Annotated in this window: 17 protein-coding genes; 9 read left to right on the forward strand and 8 right to left on the reverse strand. The window is 66.3% G+C overall.

Going from position 1 to position 19,794, the window contains the following annotated elements:
* The first annotated feature begins 34 nt into the window (after positions 1–34).
* On the forward strand, positions 35–1,825 hold the full coding sequence (locus tag AC0L58_RS12590) for an acyl-CoA dehydrogenase C-terminal domain-containing protein (RefSeq protein ID WP_473683891.1): 1,791 nt from the start codon (positions 35–37) through the stop codon (positions 1,823–1,825).
* 161 nt (positions 1,826–1,986) lie between these two features.
* Here the strand turns inward: AC0L58_RS12590 and AC0L58_RS12595 are convergent, their stop codons facing one another.
* Positions 1,987–2,232 (reverse strand): hypothetical protein, encoded by a 246-nt coding sequence (locus AC0L58_RS12595; RefSeq protein ID WP_473683893.1) that lies wholly within the window; start codon positions 2,230–2,232, stop codon positions 1,987–1,989.
* Positions 2,233–2,455: 223 nt separating this feature from the next.
* Between AC0L58_RS12595 and AC0L58_RS12600 the strand changes: the two genes are divergently transcribed.
* From AC0L58_RS12600 to AC0L58_RS12620, 5 genes are all read left to right on the forward strand, one after another.
* Positions 2,456–2,866 (forward strand): hypothetical protein, encoded by a 411-nt coding sequence (locus AC0L58_RS12600; RefSeq protein ID WP_473683895.1) that lies wholly within the window; start codon positions 2,456–2,458, stop codon positions 2,864–2,866.
* Positions 2,867–2,905: 39 nt separating this feature from the next.
* Positions 2,906–3,916 (forward strand): Lnb N-terminal periplasmic domain-containing protein, encoded by a 1,011-nt coding sequence (locus AC0L58_RS12605; protein WP_473683897.1) that lies wholly within the window; start codon positions 2,906–2,908, stop codon positions 3,914–3,916.
* A 186-nt stretch (positions 3,917–4,102) separates the two neighbouring features.
* Complete coding sequence (locus AC0L58_RS12610; protein ID WP_473683899.1) at positions 4,103–4,702, forward strand: OmpA family protein; 600 nt, start codon at positions 4,103–4,105, stop codon at positions 4,700–4,702.
* Positions 4,703–4,847: 145 nt separating this feature from the next.
* Positions 4,848–5,309, forward strand: a complete 462-nt coding sequence (locus tag AC0L58_RS12615; RefSeq protein WP_473683901.1) for an SRPBCC family protein — start codon at positions 4,848–4,850, stop codon at positions 5,307–5,309.
* On the forward strand, positions 5,293–5,658 hold the full coding sequence (locus AC0L58_RS12620; protein ID WP_473683903.1) for an ArsR/SmtB family transcription factor: 366 nt from the start codon (positions 5,293–5,295) through the stop codon (positions 5,656–5,658). The genes AC0L58_RS12615 and AC0L58_RS12620 overlap by 17 nt, the downstream gene beginning before the upstream one ends.
* Before the next feature lie 24 nt (positions 5,659–5,682).
* On the opposite strand, the gene AC0L58_RS12625 is transcribed toward AC0L58_RS12620, so the two are convergent.
* Positions 5,683–7,116: an RNB domain-containing ribonuclease gene (locus AC0L58_RS12625; RefSeq protein ID WP_473683905.1), complete on the reverse strand. Its 1,434-nt coding sequence runs from the start codon at positions 7,114–7,116 to the stop codon at positions 5,683–5,685.
* A 163-nt stretch (positions 7,117–7,279) separates the two neighbouring features.
* Here AC0L58_RS12625 and AC0L58_RS12630 point away from each other — a divergent pair, with 163 nt between their 5' ends.
* The gene (locus tag AC0L58_RS12630) at positions 7,280–7,753 is read left to right on the forward strand and encodes a GNAT family N-acetyltransferase (protein ID WP_473683907.1); all 474 of its coding nucleotides are present in this window, start codon (positions 7,280–7,282) and stop codon (positions 7,751–7,753) included.
* A gap of 65 nt (positions 7,754–7,818) precedes the next feature.
* Here AC0L58_RS12630 and AC0L58_RS12635 read toward each other — a convergent pair whose 3' ends face one another.
* Positions 7,819–8,595, reverse strand: a complete 777-nt coding sequence (locus AC0L58_RS12635; RefSeq protein ID WP_473683909.1) for a SapC family protein — start codon at positions 8,593–8,595, stop codon at positions 7,819–7,821.
* Between the two features lie 236 nt (positions 8,596–8,831).
* Here AC0L58_RS12635 and AC0L58_RS12640 point away from each other — a divergent pair, with 236 nt between their 5' ends.
* Positions 8,832–9,431 carry an HNH endonuclease gene (locus AC0L58_RS12640; RefSeq protein WP_473683911.1) on the forward strand — a complete coding sequence of 200 codons (600 nt, stop codon included), beginning with the start codon at positions 8,832–8,834 and terminating at the stop codon, positions 9,429–9,431.
* A gap of 11 nt (positions 9,432–9,442) precedes the next feature.
* On the opposite strand, the gene AC0L58_RS12645 is transcribed toward AC0L58_RS12640, so the two are convergent.
* Positions 9,443–9,886, reverse strand: a complete 444-nt coding sequence (locus tag AC0L58_RS12645) for a low affinity iron permease family protein (protein ID WP_473683913.1) — start codon at positions 9,884–9,886, stop codon at positions 9,443–9,445.
* A gap of 133 nt (positions 9,887–10,019) precedes the next feature.
* Between AC0L58_RS12645 and dxs the strand changes: the two genes are divergently transcribed.
* On the forward strand, positions 10,020–11,912 hold the full coding sequence (gene dxs / locus AC0L58_RS12650; protein WP_473683915.1) for a 1-deoxy-D-xylulose-5-phosphate synthase: 1,893 nt from the start codon (positions 10,020–10,022) through the stop codon (positions 11,910–11,912).
* Positions 11,913–11,977: 65 nt separating this feature from the next.
* Here dxs and AC0L58_RS12655 read toward each other — a convergent pair whose 3' ends face one another.
* The 4 genes from AC0L58_RS12655 to AC0L58_RS12670 all read right to left on the reverse strand — a co-directional run bounded on the left by AC0L58_RS12655 (position 11,978) and on the right by AC0L58_RS12670 (position 19,677).
* A complete protein-coding gene (locus AC0L58_RS12655) occupies positions 11,978–13,135 on the reverse strand; it encodes a hypothetical protein (RefSeq protein WP_473683917.1) in 1,158 nt (385 codons plus the stop codon).
* Entirely contained in the window at positions 13,132–14,262 is a 1,131-nt protein-coding gene (locus AC0L58_RS12660) for a carboxylate-amine ligase (protein ID WP_473683919.1), read from the reverse strand. The genes AC0L58_RS12655 and AC0L58_RS12660 overlap by 4 nt, the downstream gene beginning before the upstream one ends.
* A 455-nt stretch (positions 14,263–14,717) precedes the next feature.
* Complete coding sequence (gene prmC / locus AC0L58_RS12665; RefSeq protein WP_473683921.1) at positions 14,718–15,539, reverse strand: peptide chain release factor N(5)-glutamine methyltransferase; 822 nt, start codon at positions 15,537–15,539, stop codon at positions 14,718–14,720.
* Positions 15,532–19,677 (reverse strand): hypothetical protein, encoded by a 4,146-nt coding sequence (locus AC0L58_RS12670; protein ID WP_473683923.1) that lies wholly within the window; start codon positions 19,675–19,677, stop codon positions 15,532–15,534. The genes prmC and AC0L58_RS12670 overlap by 8 nt, the downstream gene beginning before the upstream one ends.
* Between the last annotated feature and the right edge of the window lie 117 nt (positions 19,678–19,794).

A 19,794-nucleotide genomic window follows, 5' to 3' on the forward strand; every position in this document is an offset into this window, starting at 1 on the left:
ACGCCACTCGACGACTCTTCAGCAAGGAACCCACATGACTGCTTACAAGGCCCCACTCGACGATCTGCGCTTTGCCCTGTTCGACGTGCTCGGCGCGGAGCCCACCCTCACGGCGCTGCAGGGCGGCGAAGCGCACAGTCGCGACCTGCTCGATGCCGTGCTTGAGGAGGCCGGGCGACTCAGCGAGCAACTGCTGGCACCCACCAATGCCCCCGCCGATGCGGAAGGTTGTCACTTCGACAAGACCACCCATGAGGTGACGACGCCGAAGGGCTTCAAGGAAGCGTTCCGCCAGTTTGCCGAAGGCGGCTGGACCAGCCTCACCAACCCCGAGGCCTACGGCGGCCAGGCGTTGCCCGGCGTGCTCGGCACGGCCACCACCGAGATTTTCCAGTCCGGCAACCTGGCCTGGAGTCTGTACCCGCTGCTGTCCGAAGGCGCCACCCACGCGCTGGAACAGCATGGCGAGGAATGGCAGCGCGAGCTCTACATGAAGCCGATCGTGGCCGGCCGCTGGACCGGCACCATGTGCCTGACCGAACCGCAGGCCGGCTCCGACCTGGGCCTGCTCAAGACCCGCGCCGAACCGGGGGAAGCCGACGCCAACGGCCACCCGACCTGGAAGCTCACCGGCACCAAGATCTTCATCAGCGCCGGCGAACACGACCTCACCGAAAACATCGTGCACCTGGTGCTGGCGCGCCTGCCCGATGCGCCCGAAGGCAGCCGCGGCATCTCCATGTTCATCGTGCCCAAGTTCAAGCTCAAGGCCGACGGCTCGCTGGGCGAACGCAACACCATCGCCGCCGGCGCGATCGAGCACAAGATGGGCATCCACGCCTGCTCCACCTGCGTGATGAACCTGGACGGCGCCGAAGGCTACCTGATCGGCAAGCCGCACAAGGGCCTGATGGCGATGTTCACCATGATGAATGCGGCGCGCCTGTCGGTCGGCGTGCAAGGACTGGCACTGGCCGAGCGCGCGCTGCAGAACAGCCTCAACTACGCTCGCGAGCGGTTGCAGTCGCGCTCGCTGTCCGGCCCGAAATTCCCGGACAAACCGGCCGACAATCTGCTGGTGCAGCCGGATGTGCGGCGCATGCTGCTGACCCAACGCGCCTTCGTGGAGGGCTCGCGTGCGCTGGTGCTCTACACCGCGCTGCAAACCGACATCGAACATCGCGGCATCGACGCGGAGGCGCGCAAGAAGGCCGGCGAGCTGGTGGCGTTCCTGATCCCGATCGCCAAGGGCATGGTCACCGAGCTGGCACAGGAGTGCACCAAGGAAGCCCTGCAGATCTACGGCGGCCACGGCTACATTGCCGAGAACGGCATGGAGCAGTTCGTCCGCGACGCGCGAATCATCACGCTGTACGAAGGCACCACCGGCATCCAGGCCGCCGACCTGCTCGGACGCAAGATCCTCCAGTTGCAGGGCGTGGGCTTCAAGCACTTCCTGGAAGAGATCAGCGCCTTCTGCCAGCAGCATGCCGAGACCGAATCGCTGAAGGCATTCATCGGGCCGCTGGCCGTGGCCACCCGCAACTGGAGTGATTTGACCCTCGCGGTGGCACAACGCGCCCAGGCCAACCCGGAAGAACTTGGCGCGGCCGCGACCGACTACCTGTATTACTCCGGCTATGTGGCCCTGGCCTACCTGTGGGCACGCAGCGTGCTGGCCGCGGAAACCGGCGCCCATGCGGCCGCCTTCAAGCAGGCCAAGCGTGATACGGCGGCGTTCTATTTTGCCCGTATCCTGCCGCGCACCCTGGTGCACCAGGCCGGCATCGAGGCGGGCGTGGCAAGCCTGCCGACAATCGACTGAAGCCCCGGTCATCCGCAAACGACAAAGCCCGGGCAAGCCCGGGCTTTGTCGTTCGCGGGCGTGGACCGACCAGCCGGTGACGTGAACGATCTGCGTCAGGTCAGGTGCCGAAGCGTGTCACGTTTGGCTCAACTGCGACCACGCGCCCGGACCGACACGAGCTACTCGCCGTAGGCTTCCTGGAACGTATCCCCGCGCATGCGCAGAAACTGCTGGACCAGGGCGTCGTGGATGGCCGCAGACTGCATCAGTTCGCGGGCCAACGCCTCCTGCGCTTCGGCCACGCTTGATCGCGCGGGGCTGGCTACAGCGTCGGGAACAGCCCGCACGACCCTCGGCGCAGGCGCTTCCGCCTGGTGGAGTTCGACTTCGAGCAGATGAGAGATGTCATAGGCGATGTCGTTCATGCCTGGGGTGATGCAACAGGCTTGCCAACCGACCACGCATGATCGACCCGCCGTGCAGAGCCACATCCCCGGTGCGGCCGACATGGTGGCCCACGGAGTAACCTCGATACCGTTACGGACGAAGATTCCGGCAATGACGAAAGCGCGTTGCCGCGATCAAGACGCAACCGAATCCGGGAACGGCGGGCCGAAGCCCGCCGTCACCCCCTCACTGGAGATGGCAATGAAATGGTTACTGGCGTTCGTGGCGGGATTTGTTTCCACCCTGGTATTCCATCAGGGGCTGCTTGAACTTCTGCACCTGGTTGGTGCTTTCCCGCACGCGGCGTGGAACATGACGGCGGTGCCGCCGTGGAACGTACCGGCGGTCATCTCGCTGGCGTTCTGGGGTGGTCTGTGGGGGATCCTGCTGTGGGCCATGATCCGCCATCTGCGTGGTGGAAAGCGCTGGCTGTGGGGCGCCATCTGGGGCGCATTGCTGCCGAGCATCATCGCGCTGTTCGTGGTGTTTCCGATCAAGGGCATGCCGATGGCCGGTGGCTTCGATCCCAAACTGATCGTCGGCGCCCTGCTGCTCAACGGCGTTTGGGGGCTGGGGGTGGTGGCGTTGATGAAGCTTTACCGGCAAGGTTGAGTCGGCAATCACAAAGTCGGCCAAGGCGATGACGGCAAGATGACGGACTGGCTGTGGACGATCGGGCGCACCATCCTGCTCGCGCTGATGGTGCTGCTGGTGGTGTGTTCGGGAGCGTGGGCGGCGCTGGCACTGTGGTATCGGCTACCGGGCGGAAGGATCGCGCGCACGGTCGGCAGCATGGCGTGGATACTGCTGGTGCTGGCGCTGGTGGTGCTCGCCCTCGACGCGCGCAGCGTCCTGCCGTTGCTGGTCTTGGTGGCGGTTCACGCGGGCTTGTTGCTGTGGTGGATCCGCATCAAACCGTCCGGCGACAAGCCGTGGCGCGACGATGTTGCACGCTTGCTGACCGGCACGGTGCGTGGCGACCACGTGCAGCTGGACAACGTTCGCAACTTCCGCTGGCGCAGCGACAGCGACTATGACATCCGCTGGGAACGCCGCGAGGTCGATCTGAACCGCCTGACCGGCGCCGATGCGGTGCTGTCCTACTGGAGTGGCCAGGCGATCGCGCACGCGATGATTTCGTTCGGTTTCGACGATGGCCGCCATCTGGTGTTCTCGATGGAGGTACGCAAGAGTCGCGAGCAGGCATATTCCTCGATCGGCGGCTTCTTCAAGCAGTTCGAAACCATCCTGGTCGCGGCCGATGAAAGCGACATCATCGGCGTGCGCACCAATGTCCGCGGCGAGGACGACTATCTGTATCCACTGCAGCTGGAGCATGCCACCTTGCGCGCGCTGTTCCTGTCCTATGTGCACGCCGCCAACCAGCTCGCGGTGCAGCCAGCCTTCTACAACACGTTCACCTCGAACTGCACCACCATCGTCTATCGCATGGCGCGCAAGATCGATGCCGGCCTGCCGTGGGACATACGCCTGCTGCTCACCGGCTACCTGCCCGAATACCTCCATCGCATCGGCGCGGTCGATCGCAGCGTGCCGGTGAAGACCTTGCGTGAGCGCAGCCGTATCACCGAGCGTGCAAGGGCAAGCACCCTCGACGCGAATTTCTCGCACGCCATCAGGCGAATCGATGCGATCGCGTAACCAGATCATCCGATCACAGTGCGCTGGAATGAAACTCAAACTGAACAGCGGTCACCCAGTGTGATCGTTTCACGTGTGCTTGCCACCATGATCGGTTAGGTTTTTCGGGACAGCATGCAAAAACCCTCCCCTGTCCCGCGCGCCAAGCTGTCACGTGAAGACGCGCATGAATCCAAGGAGACTGCGATGAGTACCAGGATCACCCGGATGGCCGTGTTGGCCGCAGCGTTCATGTCACTCGGCCTCGCCGGCTGCTCGCAATACGTCAAGCAGTCCGACTTCAACACCGCAATCCAGCAGCTGCAGCAGAAGCAGCAGGATCAGCAACAGCAGATCGATGCGATCAAGCAGCAGATGCAGTCGCAGTTCTCCAAGTACGACCAGCAGATCACCGCCATGCAGGGACGGGTGAGCATCGACACGGTGGCGCACTTCGCTTTCAACAGCGCCACGCTGAACGAACAGGACAAGCCGGCGCTGCAGGACTTCGCTGCCACGATCGCCAAATACCATCCCAACGTGCTCATCACGGTGGAAGGCTTCGCCGACCCGGCCGGCTCGCGCGCCTACAACAAGAAACTCGGCATGCAGCGCGCCAACGCCGTGCGTGACTTCCTGGTCAGCAGCGGCCTTTCGGCAGACCAGGTGCGGGCGGTCAGCTATGGCGAGGACAGCAACCGCCAGGTCGTGAAGGGCGCCACCCACGATCGTGGTGTGGACAACCGTCGCGTATCGCTGACCGTGGACGCCACCGGCGCTGGCGCGGTCGCCACGGCGGCGCCGTAACCCAAGAGGCGAAGCTGTCCCGGAGCCGCTCCGGGACAGCTTGGGCATGGCGCTCTGGAGTAATGCAACAATTTGGTTGCATTTATCTTCCGACCGGAATAATGTGCAACCTCGTGGTTGCCCTTTCCGACGAAGGAGATTGCCCATGAATGCCTCGACCGACCGCATCGAAAAACAGATCCTGCTGAAGGCGCCGCGCTCGCGCGTGTGGCACGCCCTTGCCGACGCCGAGGCCTTCGGGGAATGGTTCGGCGTGGCATTGCAGGGCCAGCGCTTCGTCGCCGGCGAATGCGTCCGCGGTCACATCACTCATCCGGGCTACGAGCACTTGCTGTTCGAGATCACCCTCGAACGGATCGAACCCGAACGGCTGCTCTCGTTCCACTGGCACCCGTATGCGGTGGACGCCACCCATGATTACTCGAACGAACCGCCCACGCGGGTGGTGTTCGAGCTGGAAGAAGTCAGCGGTGGCACCCTGCTGCGGGTCGTCGAGTCCGGCTTCAACCAGATACCGGCCGAACGCCGCGCCGAGGCATTCCGGATGAACAGTGGTGGCTGGGAGCAGCAGATGAAGAACATCCTGCATCATGTCGAAACGCGCTGAAACGATCGCCTCGAAGGCTCGCGCAACCGCCGCGACCGTGGGGAAGTCTGCACCGGTTTTCGCAGCCCTGGGCGATCCCACCCGGCTCCGCCTGCTGGGCGTGCTCTGCGCCGGCGGTGCCATGTCGATCACCCAGCTCACCGCCGGCACGGCGATCACCCGGCAGGCGATAACCCGGCACCTGGATGTTCTGGCCGGCGCAGGCCTGGTAAGCGACATGCGGCAGGGCCGCGAACGGCTATGGCAATTCGAGCCAACCCGGCTTGACGAGGCGCGCCGCTCGCTTGAAGCAATCGAACGGCAATGGGACCAGGCCTTGCAGCGCTTGCGCACCATGGTGGAAAGCTGATCGTCCGGATCTTGACGCCGACGCTCAGGCCAACGCGAAGCGCGTTACCCGCTTGCCTGGATCGGCTTCGACCAGGGTCACCTTGACGTCGGCGCCCAGCGGCAGTGTCGACGTGCTGGTCACGCCGGCCTCGACCGCCGGCTCGCGCAGCATCACCACACCCTTGCTGGCATCCGCCGCGACTTCGACGATGGCGCCGTCGAACTGCTCGCCGATGCGCGAGGCCAGCGCGGCGGCCTCGGCCAGGTCCAGCACGGCCTTCTCGTATTGGTGCGCACGATGGCCGGATGCCTGCATCGTGGCCGGCAGGTTCGGCAGCGCCGCCAGCACCCAATCCGGCACCGGCTGCTGCGCGCACAGTGCCACGCAGATTTCGCCGGTATAGCGATCGACCAGCCGACGCAGGGGCGCCGTGGCGTGGGTGTATTCGGCCGCAATCGCCGACTGCATCGGTTGCGCCGGCAGGCTGCCATGGAAGGCGGCATAGCCTGCGCCGCGCAGCACCGAGGTGCATGCGGTCAGCATCGCGACATGGCGGTCATTGCAGGGATCGAGCGAACGGATGAAGCCGGGGTAGTCCAGGCTCGCCGGCCAGTCGATGCCGAGTGCCCTGGCCGTGATCCGCAGTCGCTGCAACGCCTGCGGATCGGGCTCGGGCAAGGTGCGCAGCAAACCCACCTTCGCCTGCACCATCAGCCGAGCCGCGGCCATGCCGGTCAACAGCGAAATCTGTTCGTTCCAGTCCTCGATCGCCAGACGCGCGCGAAATGCCAGCGTCCAGCGCCCATCGACCACACTGATCTCCTGCTCCGGCAGCGGCAGGCTGATGCCACCGCGCGCCTGCTCACGCTGCTGCCGAAGCTCGCCGATCCGGCGCAACACCGCCCACATCGGTCCGGCGCTGCCGTCGTCGATCGACTGCTGCACGCCGAGATAGTCAAGCTTGGCGCGGCTGCGCACGAGAGCCCGACGCACGTCGATGTCGGCGAAATCACCGGCATCATCGAGCTCGATCGTCCACAACAAAGCCGGGCGCACCTGGTCGGGCAGCAACGAGGTGGCATCCTCGGAAAGCACTTTCGGGTGCAGGGGAATCTTCGAGTCGGCGCCGTACAGGGTCTCGCCACGACGATTCGCTTCCAGGTCCACGGGATCGCCCGCGCTGACGAAGGCCGCGACATCGGCAATCGCGTAAAACACCCGGTAACCGTCACCACGCGTCTCGACATACATCGCCTGATCCAGATCCATCGACTCGGCCGGATCGATGGTGACCAGCGGCACGTCGGTACGGTCCAGCGTCGGCAGGCGCGGATTCGCGGCCGCGGCCGCCGCAGCGGCCTCGACCTCGGGCGGAAATTCGGCCGGCAGCTTCATTTCCTGGCGGATGTTCGCCATGCCCTGCACAAGCACGGCGTGGTTGGCGGGCTGCAGGTGGATGCGACGCGTGGTGGACAAGTTGGACTCCCTGGCGCTCGATGGCTGGTGGCCGACCCCGGAACCATGCGCTGCGCCTCATCGGGCCGACCCTGCCGGAATATACATGTCCCGCGGACGCGGGGCTTCCACCGGTCACGCGGCAGGTGTAAAAACAGGCGAAAACCCCACTGACCCACGCCGCATGACTGACTCGACCCTGCTGATCCGTCTGGCCGAAGACGACGACGATTTCATTCTCCCGCTGATCCCGCGCCTGGTCGATTTCACCCTGCCCCCGTGGCGGCGGCGGCACGAGTGCATCGAAGGCATCCGTGATGATCTGCACCGCCACCTGGAGGACCAGCCCGCCAACAACTTCCTGTTCGTGGCGGAGAATGCCGACGGCGAACGGGTCGGCTTCATCGAACTGCAGAAGACACAGGACTTCTTCACCGGCCGCACCAATTGCCATATCAACAACGTGGCGGTCGCGCCCCGGCATGAAGGGCGTGGCGTCGGCAAGGCGCTGATGCTGCATGCCGAGAACTGGGCGCGTGAGCACCACTGCGCCCTGGTCACGCTGGCGGTATTCCCGGGCAACGAACGTGCACGGGCGCTCTACGAATCGTGCGGCTACGCCACGGACTTGCTGCGGCTGGTCAAGCCGGCACGTTGAAGGTGACGCAAACGATGAAGCCGCCCGAAGGCGGCTTCCTCATGACAACGGCACCATGCGGTGCTTCAGTTGGTGCTGGTTGCCGCGGTGGCCTCGGCCTGCTCTCGCTCGCTCAGCCGGTGGGCCAGGCGATCGATATTGGACAGCGACAGCAGGTGCGCATAGACCCAGCCGAGCACGCCTTCGCGCATCAGCTCGTGGGTGACCTTCTCATCCAGCGCGCGCAGCTTTTCCTCGTTGACCATGTACAGGCCATTGAGCGTGATGCCCGGGCTGGAATCATCCTCGCCCTTGCGCAACTGCACATTGCGCGACTCCAGCAGGTCGTGCTTGACCAGATGCTGCATGAAGCTGCGGGTACGTTCGATGTTCTGCTGGAACTCGCTGAGGAAGCCCACTGCATTGGTCAGCAGCTCGGTATCGGTGCCGTCCTCATTGAACAGGCGCTGGCCATCCTCCGTGCTGAAGCCCTCGAACTTGTCGTCGAGAAACACGGTGAAATCGGCACCCTCCTGGCCTTCCGGCTTTTCGCCCAGCACGAACGGATAACGGCGCACGAAGGCGGGAATGTACACGTTCGGTGCCCAGTGCCCCTGCGCATCCACATAGAGGTTTTCGTTCTGACGCAGGCCGAGCAACGCGATCGGACCGGCGTTGGCCACGTCGGTGCCGGCGAACACGATCATCAGGTCACGCGCGGCGAGGCCGAATTCCCCCGCGGTCAGCGGCACCGAGTGCGCGTTCATCGCGAACTTCATGTGCGGAAGGCCCTTCAGGCGAAGTTCCTTGTGTTCGGTACGATTGAGCGGCACCGGGTTCTCGTAGAAAATGACTTCAGCCACGTTGATCCACCTTGTATCCCCCCGCCGTGCCGGGCCACCACTGCAGCGCCCCTGTCAAACCCGGCGTGGGGTCTGCATAGACCCCCGATCATATCAGCGCTCGTGCATGGCGGCGACTGCCCGGACCGCCGTATATCGCCAGAGCGCGTGCGATCCGGCACAAAATTGGTCTATGCTGCAGACAGAAGGGCATTTGACAACGTGCCCTGCAACGCCCTGGCTGAAGGACGATCCACATGCTGATGGACGCGCCAAAATCCGCCAATCTCCACGCGACCCGCGTATTGTCGCTGGACGCCGCCGGCCGCATTCTGGACTGGATCAGCTGGCAGGACGCAGTTTGCCTGTATGTCCGCGATGCCGTGGCATGGACCCTGGGCGACCCCTGCCTCACCGTGCACGGTGGCCACAACCGCCTGCTCGGCGTGCAGAGCACGCTGCAGCTGCATCCGATCATCGCCAGCACCGGCCATTGCCGCCAGCACGCGATCGACCCGTCTCCCGCGCTGACCAACACCGCGCTGTTTGCGCGCGACCGCCATATCTGCATGTACTGCGGCGAGCATTTCACCCGCCTGGAGCTCACCCGTGACCACGTGCTGCCGATTTCGCGGCAGGGCAAGGATGAGTGGGAGAACGTGGTCAGCGCCTGCCTGCCGTGCAACCTGAAAAAGAGCAACCGCACGCCGCAACAGGCCAACATGCCGTTGCTGGCGGTGCCCTACCGGCCGAGCTGGGTCGAGCACCTGATCCTGTCCAACCGCAACATCCTGGCCGACCAGATGGAATTCCTGGTCAGCCGCCTGCCGCGCGACCGCCGCTCGATCGCCGCCTGACCGCAGTTCTTTCAGTCCGCCCCTTCGCGACCGGCATTGCCGTCGTCGTCGTTGTGCAGATCCTGTGCGTCCCGTTCGATCGTGTCTATGCTGTCCCGCGCGCTTGTCGCCAGTTTGCAATAGTGCTTGCGGATTCGCTCCAGTTGGTCGTCGTCAAGCTCCTCGAGATTCAACAAAGCATTGTGGGCCTTGCTGGTGCGAATCAGCTCGTCAAGCTTGATCTGCAGCGCACCCGTATCCCGGTTCTGACTGCTCTGGATCAGGAACACCATCAGAAACGTGATGATCGTGGTCGACGTGTTGATGACCAGTTGCCAGGTGTCTCCGTAGTCGAAAAGTGGTCCGGTCGCCGCCCAGATGACGACCAACGTCGCCGCCATGATGAACGCCGCGGGCTTTCCGGCTTGGCGTGCGGTCGATTCGGCAAATCGGCGAAACAGTTTGCGCATGGACATGGCCTGACTCCCCGGTTTGAACGGTCTGCGAAGATTCCTCGCGGCCGCGTGTTCGTCATGTGCACATGCCAAATCATGCCTTGTTCACAATCCCGCCCTTGCCCCGCCCCGCCGCTGGGCCAACAATACACAGATGAATGACCTCAGCCACTACCCCCACCTGGCCCCGATCGAGACACCGGCGGACCTGCGTCGCGTACCCGACGAGGAGCTGCCGGCGGTCGCCGACGAGTTGCGCCAGTACCTGATCGAGGCAGTGGCCAGCTCCGGCGGCCATTTCGGTGCCGGCCTGGGCGTGGTGGAACTGACCGTGGCCCTGCACCATGAATTCGACACGCCGCATGACCGCCTGGTCTGGGACGTGGGCCATCAGTGCTATCCGCACAAGATCCTCACCGGCCGCCGCGATCGCATCACCACGATCAAGAAGAAGGACGGGCTGGCCCCGTTCCCGCGTCGCGAGGAAAGCGAGTACGACACCTTCGGCGTCGGCCACTCCTCCACCTCGATCTCCGCCGCGCTGGGCATGGCGATCGCCGCGCAGCAACAGGGCGACCACCGCAAGGTCGTGGCGGTGATCGGCGACGGCGCGATGACCGCCGGCATGGCCTTCGAAGCGCTCAATCACGCCGGCGACGTGGAACCGGACATGCTGGTGGTGTTCAACGACAACGGCATGTCGATCAGCGAGAACGTCGGCGCGCTGACCAAGATGATGGCTCGCGCCATGGCCAGCCAGCGGCTCAACGAGTGGCGCGAGCGCGCCAAGCGGGCCATTCCCAGGCAGTCCTTCTTCGGGCGCTGGTTCAAGCGCTGGGAGGAGCATGCCAAGGGCATGTTCGTGCCAAGCACGCTGTTCGAGGAGCTCGGCTTCCACTACACCGGCCCGATCGACGGCCACAACATCCCGCAACTGCTGCAGGCACTGCGCACGGTGAAGGGTCTGCCCGGACCGCAGTTGCTGCACGTGATCACGACCAAGGGCAAGGGCTACGCGCCGGCCGAGCAGGCGCAGATCGAATACCACGCGGTCGGCCCGTTCGATCCCAACGCCGGCCTGAAAAAGAAATCCGGCCCGGCCAAGCCGACCTATACCGACATCTTCGGCGACTGGCTGTGCGATCAGGCTGCCGCGGACGAACGCCTGCTCGGCATCACGCCGGCCATGCGCGAGGGCTCGGGACTGGTGCGTTTCTCGCGGGAGTATCCGAAGCGCTACTTCGACGTGGCGATTGCCGAACAGCACGCGGTGACGCTGGCCGCCGGCATGGCCTGCGAAGGCGCCAAGCCGGTGGTGGCGATCTATTCCTCCTTCCTGCAGCGCGCCTATGACCAGGCCATCCACGATGTGGCGCTGCAGAACCTCGACGTCACCTTCGCGATCGACCGCGCCGGTGTGGTCGGCCCGGACGGCGCGACGCACTCGGGCAGCTTCGACCTGAGCTTCCTGCGCTGCCTGCCGAACTTCGTGATCATGGCGCCAGCCGACGAGAACGAATGCCGCGCCATGCTGAGTACCGGTTTTCAGCACGCCGGCCCCGCCGCCATCCGGTACCCGCGCGGTACCGGCCCCGGTGTGTCGATTCACCACGGTCTGGAAACGCTGCCGATCGGCAAGGCCGAACTCCGTCGGCGCGGCCACGGCCTGGCCCTGCTCAGCTTCGGCGCGATGCTGGCACCGGCGGCCACGATCGCTGCCGAGCTGGACGCCACCCTGGTCAACATGCGCTTCGTGAAGCCACTGGACGAAGCGCTGATCGTGGAGCTGGCGAATAGCCACGACGCCTTCGTCACGCTCGAGGACAACGCCATCGCCGGCGGTGCCGGTTCGGCCGTGGCGGAATGCCTGGCTGCACACGGCATCACCTTGCCGATCCTCCAGCTTGGCCTGCCGGACGCCTACCTGGAACACGGCAGCCGCGAGGAAGTGCTGACCATGGCCGGGCTCGACCTGCCCGCCATTCGCCATGCGATCCATGCGCGCTTCCCGCAACTGGCCAGCACCAGCCTCGCCAGCACCGGCTGATCCAGCCAACCAGCCGTGGTCGCCACACGCCGCGCCCCTGCGCGGCGTGTTTCGTTGACGACACCTCAGCCATCCCCTTGTTCGAAGTACAGCATCGTCATGCCTTCGCCCGGAACCGTCTGCCGCCCGGTAAGCGTGGCGATGCCGTCGGTGGACAGGCGCAGGATCCACGCCATCACCCACGGCGGACGGTTTCCACCCAGACCCAGCATGCAACGCAACTCCCCGAACAGGGGCTGGCCGGTGTCGGCATGCTGCCCGATCGGTCGCTGACGGAAGCGGCGCTGCACGATCCAGCGTCGCGGCCGCGGCAGCTCGATCAACTGGGCCGTCGTCGGCGCCAGCAACAGACCATTGCCGGAATGACCGTCGGCCGCCTTGGCCACCCAATGCCCGGGCTCGGGCCAGCCGCGCCCGCCATCCGGGCAATCCTCGACCCAGTGACAGGCCTCGTGCGCCTGCAGCGTCTGCCCGGCAAGACAACCCTTGTGGATGCGCTCGTACCAGACTGGATGGCTGTGCCAGGTCAGGCGGTCGGCGGCCATCAGCGTCGCCTCCGCACGCAGGCGGTCGATCGGCGCCAGGTCGGACAGAATCAGCCGGTTCCATGCATGGCTGTACTCGCGTCCGCTGCCCGGATGACTCAGTCGTCGGTGCCTCGGCAGCAAGTCGCGCCAGTCGTGCACATCCACCTGCCACCAGTACCTTGCCGCGTCGAGATCCGGCCAGGTCGGGCGTTCGCGCGGACGATCCTCGACCAGCACGGTGGCCGCATCCGGCGCGACCCACGGGCGCAGTTGTTCCACCCAGTTCGTGCCGCGCGTCAGCGGATCGTGCGGCAACCAGTTCGGCGCCAGTCCGTGCACGCGACGCTGCGCGAGATGCAGGGTGTGGAAGGTGGGCAGCATCGAGGTGAATGCCTGGATCTCCACCCAGGCCAGGTCGAATGGCCGGTCGGGACTGTCCACGAAGGCCATGTCCAGCGCCAGCACGTCCGCGGGAATCTGCGGCCAACCGCCCCCGCCCACACGCAACTGCGGCGTGAGACCTGCCAGCAAGCTCTCCAGCCTGCCCTGCAAGACGCGCCGCAGCGACTGGTTGCCAACGGCATAGTGGTCCGACAACTGCTGCAGCGGAAGATGTGGCGCCCCCACCTGCGCCAGCGACTGCGCCAAGGCGGTGGCACCCAGCGGGCGCAGTTGCAGCGACGGCAGCGCGTTCATCGCCAGCCCCCGGCCTGCGGCAAGGTCGGCACGTGTTCGGCGCTCGACTCCACCATCCAGCGCAAGGTGGCAGACCAGTCGGCGTCGCTGGCGGCACGCGCGCGCAGGCGATCGGCAAAAGTGCCCTCGTCCAGCGCATCGGCAAGCTCGCGCTCCCAGTAGCTCCGCACGGCGGCATGCGCGGCCTGCGGCGCCAGACGGGCCCACCAGCGAGCGAACCGGGTCGCCGTATTGCAGGCCTCGTCACGATCCCAGTCGATCCACTGCGCGCGCAGCCCATGGCGCCGCGCACGCCACTTGTTCTCGTCGATGCAGGCACGCGACCATATCGAGCCGGCATGGCCATCGTGCAACTCCTGCAGGATCGTCTGCGCCTCCCACGCCAGCAGCGTGGCGATCAGGCCGATGCGCCGCAGCTGCGGGTGCGTATCCATGATGCGCACCTCCAGCGTGCCGTAGCGTTGGTGCAGGCGCAGGTCCTGCCACAGCGACTGTTCGGGACCGATGCACCCCGTCCCGCGCAACCGCTGGACATGCGCCACGTAGGCCTCGTCGCTGTCCCACGTATCCGGCGTGCCCATGCGCGGGTAGCGGTCCAGCAAGCTGTGTCGCCACGATTGCAAGCCGGTATCGCTGCCGTCCAGGAAGGGCGAGCTGGCCGACAACGCCAAGGCTTCGGGCAACACGTGTCGCAACCGGTTCATCACCGCCATGCGTGGCGCACCCGCCGGCAGCCCCAGGTGCAGGTGCATGCCGAAGCTGAAGGCGCTTCGGGCAACGTCCTGGTATTCCTGCACCAGGTCGGTGTAATGCGGAAATGCCGGCCCCAGGTGCATCGCTTGTGCCTGCCACCTGGCCGTGGGATGCAGACCGGCCACGATGATCGACTGCCCCTGCGCCGCCGCCCGGCGCCGGGCCTGGCGGCGCAACGCATCCAATGCCGCCAGCAAATCCGGCACGCTGCGACAGACCCGGGTTTTCAGCTCGATCACGCAGCGATGAATCTCCCGATCCAGTTCGCCCTCGGGCACGGCGAGCTGCGCCGGGTCCCGTGTCAGGTCGTGCACCACCAAATCGCCGCGACCATCAACCACCTGTACTTCTTCCTCGATACCCAACGTAAGCATGACCCCTCTCCTTTTCGCTTCAGGAGAGCCCATGAAACACTTGCTTCGAGGTGGCAGGCGAGGATGGCTTCGCAGGATCGCAAGCCGGTGGTGGGCAGGCGGCTGCCGTCTCGACGTCGCCGGTGGCGGCGTGCCCCCATCCGCCCTGTCGGGCACCTTCCCCCGCTTGCGGGGGAAGGGATGCAACTCATGGCTTGCAGGGATCTTCCTTCCCCCGCTTGCCGGGGAAGGGATGCAACTCGTAGCTTGCAGGGATCTTCCTTCCCCCGTTTACGGGGGAAGGTGCCCGACAGGGCGGATGGGGGCGCTCTTGCTGTTGCTTCGCCTGTCGTGCGTCCCCACGCCAGCCGAAAACAGCGGACGTGCAACTCGCACGGCACGGTCTGCCGATCCCTCAATGATCGACGCAGGCACACCAGCTGGCCGGCAAACTTTCGGCGCCCTGGCGGTGCTGATCAACGCCGCCCGCCGCTCACCCGATCGCGTTGCTCCAGATCCCGGGCGGTAAACACCTCGGCGTAACCGGCATCGCGCAGCAATCCACGCGCCGCTTCGCCCTGGTTCCAGCCATGCTCGAACAACAGCCAGCCGCCCGGCTCGAGATGCGCGCGTGCCGCGTCGATGATGCGGCGTATATCGTCCAGTCCATCGTTGCCGGAGGCCAGCGCGGAGGCCGGCTCATGGCGCAGGTCACCCTGCAGCAGGTGCGGGTCCTCAGCTTCGATGTAGGGGGGATTGGAAACAATCAGCGCGAAGTCTTGACCCCCCAACGGTGCCAGCCAGTCGCCGTGCACGAAGCTGACGTTGTGGATGGCGTGGCGCCGCGCATTGCGGCGGGCAACCTCGAGCGCGGCGACACTGGCGTCGGTGGCGACCACCTGCGCGTGCGGTCGCTCGCGCGCCAGCGCCAGCGCAATCGCGCCGCTGCCGGTGCCGAGGTCCGCCACGTGCCCGCGGAAGTCGGGCGCCAAGCGCTGCAGCGCCAGCTCCACCAGCAGCTCGGTTTCCGGGCGGGGGATCAGGGTCGCGGGGGTGACTTCCAGCTCCAGCGTCCAGAAGCCGCGGCTGCCGGTGATGTAGGCCACCGGCTCGCCGGCCTCGCGGCGCTGGAGCAAGGCTTCGTAAGCCGTCTGGACGTCCATGTCCAGCGCGTCGTCGGCATGCGTGAACAGCCAGCTGCGTGACTGCTGAAGGACGTGCAGCAACAACGCTTCGGCATCGGCGCGTTCACCAAGCCGCTGCGTCGCTACTGCCAGGGCGTTGCGGATATCAGGCATCGGCGCCCGGCTCCGCCGCCGACGGCGGCAACTCTGGCGGCGTCTTCTGCGCTGCACGCTTGCGCCAGTAACCACCGTGCGTCCAGGCATCGAAGGCCCAGCGCAGCCAGCCGATCAACGCGTTCGCCAGCCACAACGCCCATGCCAGCATGGCAACCTTGTAGACCCACAGCGGCAGGCTGAGCACACCGGCCGAGGGCAGCACGCCGCTGCTGCGATCGGCGAACCAGTGCAGGCTGGCGGCATACGAGCCGTTGCCCGCCACATGCATGTCCGGCAGGCCAAGCAGGCCCTGCGGCACCGCGCCCACCAGCACGCCCAGTGCCAGCACCGTCAATCCGGCCAGGCCCAGTTGCAGCAGATTGAAGCGCAGGCTCGGCATCTGTTCCGGTGCACGCATGCGCGCACGCAGGCCCAGTCCGATCAGCCACGCCACCACCAGCGCGTATGCACTCCACGCGAAGGCCGAGAAGCCCAGCCCCAGCAGCAGCCAGTGGCGCAGGCGCAGCGGCGTGGGCGCATACCGGGCCAGCAGCCAGGCCGCCACCAGCAACACCAGCAACTGCGACCAGTACAGCACCGCCGGACCGACGGTCGGCCCCCAGGTCCACAACACCCAGCGGTTCTGTGGCAGCCGCAAGGTGAGCTCGATGTTGGCCACCGGTGCGTTCAGATCCAGCGATGGCGTGTTGACACGCGCAGCCACGCCCTTGGGTTCGCGCAGATGCAGGGCGTAGTCGTGCTCGCCGGGCAGCAGCGGCAGGCTCAGCTTGCCGTCGCGTATCGCCAGGTTGATCGGTTGACCGTCGCGTTTGGCATCGAGCAATTCGCTGCCCGGCGGCAAGTCGATCGCATGCTCGCCGCCGCGGGTGCTGCGCGCACGCAGGCTCAGGTTGAGGTCACTGGCACGCTCGCCGGTGCGGATGGTCAGCCCCACCCCATCCATGGCGAGGCTGTCGCCCGCGATCGCCTCGGGACGGGTGATCGCCAGTTGCAGTTTTTCCCCCGGCAGCGGATCAAACCGCAGACCATCCGGGCTGCCACTGGTCGGCACGCCGCTGGCGTCAACATGCCATATCGGCGCGGCGCCCACCTCCCACACCTCGGCGCGCTCGCCCAGGGGCGGCGCCTGCAAGGTGATCTGCGCGGAGCGATCGAGCTGGCTGTTCCAGCTCACCATCGACTCGCCGGCCTTGAAGGTGACGTGGATCCTGCCGTCCTTGACCAGCACGCCCTCGCCCTGGGGGTGCTCGCCCGGCAACAGCGGCAAGCTGATGCTGAAGCCGCCATCGCGCGGTGCCATGCGCTGGACCCGGTTCACCACGATCCAGTCCAGACCCAGGCCGATGCTGCGGGTCAGCCGCACATACGGCGGAAAATCCTGTGCTGCCTGCAGTGGCTTGCCATCGGTCGCCGTCTGCGCGCGGCGCAGGGTGATGCTGTCGCCTAGCACCCGCCCCGCATCGACACCTTCCAGCGACCAGCCTGCGCCGACAAAGTCGATGCGCTGCGGCGGCAGCGCGAAGCGCAATGCCGCGCTGTCGACGCCGTCGAGTCGGTAGCGCAGGCTGATGCGGTGAACGCCGCGCTCGAGCCGCAGCAGCAGCTGATGATCACTGCGCAGCAAGGGCGGGTTGGCGTGGCCATCGAGGCTGACGTCAACCAGCGGCATTGTCTCGTCGGGCCTGGGCAATGGCAGCGCGACGGTCGCGCCGACATGGGTTTCCAGTTCGACCTCCAGCACACTGCCATTGACGTGCAATTGTGCCTGGGCCACCTCGGCACACTGCGGCGCGCATTTCGGCGCTTCGGTGAGTCGGTTGCGCAGCTGATGCAGCAGCTGCGCATCGGGCAAGGCCTGCGCGCGCGCGCTCGTCGGCAACAACGCGACCGCCAGCAGCGCGGCGCCCGCCAGACCGGCACCACGCGAAGTCACCCGGCCACCACGCCGCGGTCGCCACAGGTGCAGCGCCAGACGAGCCAGCACCACCGCCAGCAGACCGACCATCAACACGCGCAACAGCCGCACCAGCCAGGCCGGTGCGATCACCAGCCGCGTGGTCTGTTGCGGCGTCACCGGGCCGGACCAGCCGAGTCGATAATTATTGCCCTCATTCCAGCTCGGCATGCCGGGGCCGGCCTGGATCACGGTGTGATTGTCCTGTTCGTTGCTCACCAGTTGGCTGACCGAGATTTGCGAACCGGTGACGACGATGCTGTCCAAGGTGCGTGGCGGCGCCTGGACGGAGTTCTCGCTCACCGCGGACACTGGCGGTGGCGCAGACTGCCCGATGATCTTGGGAGGCGGCTGCTCAGGCGCTTGCTGCGGCGCCGGAGGCGCCGGCGGTGGCGGCATTCCAGTCTGCGCCTTGTCCTCCATGGCGGGAGCATCCTGCGGCGGCACAAATGCCACCGAAACGACCCGCTCACGGAGGCCTTGTTCAAGCTGCGGATGCAACGCGTACTCCAACTGCGCCGCGCTGAAGGGCAATGCCCACAGCGTCGCCAACGCGAACAGTGCCATGGCGCCTCCGCGGGCAACCAGGCGCAAGCGTCCCTCGGGCAACGCACGCAGCACCAACGCAAGGGCAAGGGCCGCGGCCAGCGTCCACAGCGGCGCCATCGACTCGTGCTGGGCCAGCGTCAGGTAAGCAGCCGCCAGCAGCGCCCACGGCCAACCCAGCAGACGGCCGGCCAGCAACGCGATCAATGCCACCACGAACAGGTCGAGCAAGGTCCATCGGGCTGCCCAGGAATCATTCGAGCGATCCGCACCGATCGCGCCCAGCAGGCGATAGCCATGCGGCAGGTGCACGGTCGCATCGATGCCATCCAGCGGCAGTTGCCAACCGGAGCTCGGTATCGCACCGGCGTGGGCCGGCACGCGCAGGCCGGCCGACACGTCGATGCTTTGATCACGCAATTCGACGCCGGCGCGCCCCTTGGCATCGCGGGTCACCAGCAGCGGATCGCCGTCCTCCGCCGCGCGCTGCAACTGCCAGGGCGCAGTGGCATCGAGCCGCTGGTGATGGCGCAATTCGCCGCTGAGCTGGTCGGCCACGCTGAAATGCCCGCCATCGAAATCCAGCCACATCTCGCGCTGCAGATGCAGCGCGTCGCCGCGGCTGCCTTCATTGCCGCGATTGCCCTGCTCCACCTTCAAGCCGCGACCATCATCCAGCACATAGGCCGGCAGATTGGCCCAGTCCGCCGGCACGCCGGCCTGCGCGGCATCGGTGGCGTTGCCTTCGACACGCGTGCCGCGCAACGCATTGTCGTCGGCGTAACTCCAGATTTCCTGCTTCGGCCACGGCGCCGGCGGCAAGCTCACGCCGACCTTGGCCAACGGGGCGACACTGCGCGCCATCAGGGTCAGCGTCCACTGACCCGGCCGCAGTTGCACGCGCAATTGCCCGTCGTTCTCCAGGCGTGCAGGCAACTGGCCGTCCAGCGCCGTCGCGACAAAGCCTGCGGGCAGCACCGGCCCCAGCACCTGTTCGCGCGCACTGCCGGTGACATTGAATTGCAGCCTCGTTTCCAGCGTGGCCGGCAGGCCATCGCCGAGACGCCGGTAGACGCGCAGCGAAAGCGCATCGGCCGCACGCTGGGCACTGGCTGCCTCGCCGAGGGTGAGCTGCGCGCCATCGCGTTCGATCCGCGTCACCGCGGCGCCGTCGACGCTGAGGGTCACCAGGCCGATCGCCTCTGGCAAGCGCAAGCTCGCCGGTCGCGACACCCAGGGCAGCAGGCCGCGAATCTGGTAGTCGCCCGGCGCCAGCCACACTATCGGTTGCCCTTCATGCTCCAGCACCGTGGCCGGCTGCTTGTCCAGGCTCACTTGCTGCGGCCAGTGACGGCTGTCGCCCGGCAAGGCAACCCAGCTCGGCGCATCCACATGCACGTCCAGGCTGAAGCGACCGCCGTCCTTGTCGGCATCGAGCGTGAGCCGGCCCGGCCACGCGCAGCGATAGCTGTCCGAACCAGGTGCACGATTGGCGAGGAACGGACAGGCGTGATGCGGCACATCGTGCAACACCCAGCCCTGCCAGTCGCGCAGCGGTGGCGGTATGTCCTGCGCCGACAGCGGCGCCGCCCACAGCAACCCCAGTCCCAGCAAAATGCACAATCGACGAAGCATGTCGCTTTCCCCCTGTAGGCCGTCGGCCGGCACAGTGTAAGTGGAACACGTCAGGCACACGACGCTGCCTGCATCCTCTGGCGGTCGCGATGCGTATGTATGGATGCAGGCCGCACC

It is taken from the genome of Rhodanobacter sp. G2-10, from assembly GCF_055809185.1.

Bases quoted from the DNA above. Each gene is read 5' to 3' on its own strand.
- AC0L58_RS12590 (WP_473683891.1), top strand. From the start codon at position 35: ATGACTGCTTACAAGGCCCCACTCGACGATCTGCGCTTTGCCCTGTTC.
- AC0L58_RS12595 (WP_473683893.1), bottom strand. From the start codon at position 2,232: ATGAACGACATCGCCTATGACATCTCTCATCTGCTCGAAGTCGAACTC.
- AC0L58_RS12600 (WP_473683895.1), top strand. From the start codon at position 2,456: ATGAAATGGTTACTGGCGTTCGTGGCGGGATTTGTTTCCACCCTGGTA.
- AC0L58_RS12605 (WP_473683897.1), top strand. From the start codon at position 2,906: ATGACGGACTGGCTGTGGACGATCGGGCGCACCATCCTGCTCGCGCTG.
- AC0L58_RS12610 (WP_473683899.1), top strand. From the start codon at position 4,103: ATGAGTACCAGGATCACCCGGATGGCCGTGTTGGCCGCAGCGTTCATG.
- AC0L58_RS12615 (WP_473683901.1), top strand. From the start codon at position 4,848: ATGAATGCCTCGACCGACCGCATCGAAAAACAGATCCTGCTGAAGGCG.
- AC0L58_RS12620 (WP_473683903.1), top strand. From the start codon at position 5,293: ATGTCGAAACGCGCTGAAACGATCGCCTCGAAGGCTCGCGCAACCGCC.
- AC0L58_RS12630 (WP_473683907.1), top strand. From the start codon at position 7,280: ATGACTGACTCGACCCTGCTGATCCGTCTGGCCGAAGACGACGACGAT.
- AC0L58_RS12640 (WP_473683911.1), top strand. From the start codon at position 8,832: ATGCTGATGGACGCGCCAAAATCCGCCAATCTCCACGCGACCCGCGTA.
- AC0L58_RS12645 (WP_473683913.1), bottom strand. From the start codon at position 9,886: ATGTCCATGCGCAAACTGTTTCGCCGATTTGCCGAATCGACCGCACGC.
- dxs (WP_473683915.1), top strand. From the start codon at position 10,020: ATGAATGACCTCAGCCACTACCCCCACCTGGCCCCGATCGAGACACCG.
- AC0L58_RS12655 (WP_473683917.1), bottom strand. From the start codon at position 13,135: ATGAACGCGCTGCCGTCGCTGCAACTGCGCCCGCTGGGTGCCACCGCC.
- AC0L58_RS12660 (WP_473683919.1), bottom strand. From the start codon at position 14,262: ATGCTTACGTTGGGTATCGAGGAAGAAGTACAGGTGGTTGATGGTCGC.
- prmC (WP_473683921.1), bottom strand. From the start codon at position 15,539: ATGCCTGATATCCGCAACGCCCTGGCAGTAGCGACGCAGCGGCTTGGT.
- AC0L58_RS12670 (WP_473683923.1), bottom strand. From the start codon at position 19,677: ATGCTTCGTCGATTGTGCATTTTGCTGGGACTGGGGTTGCTGTGGGCG.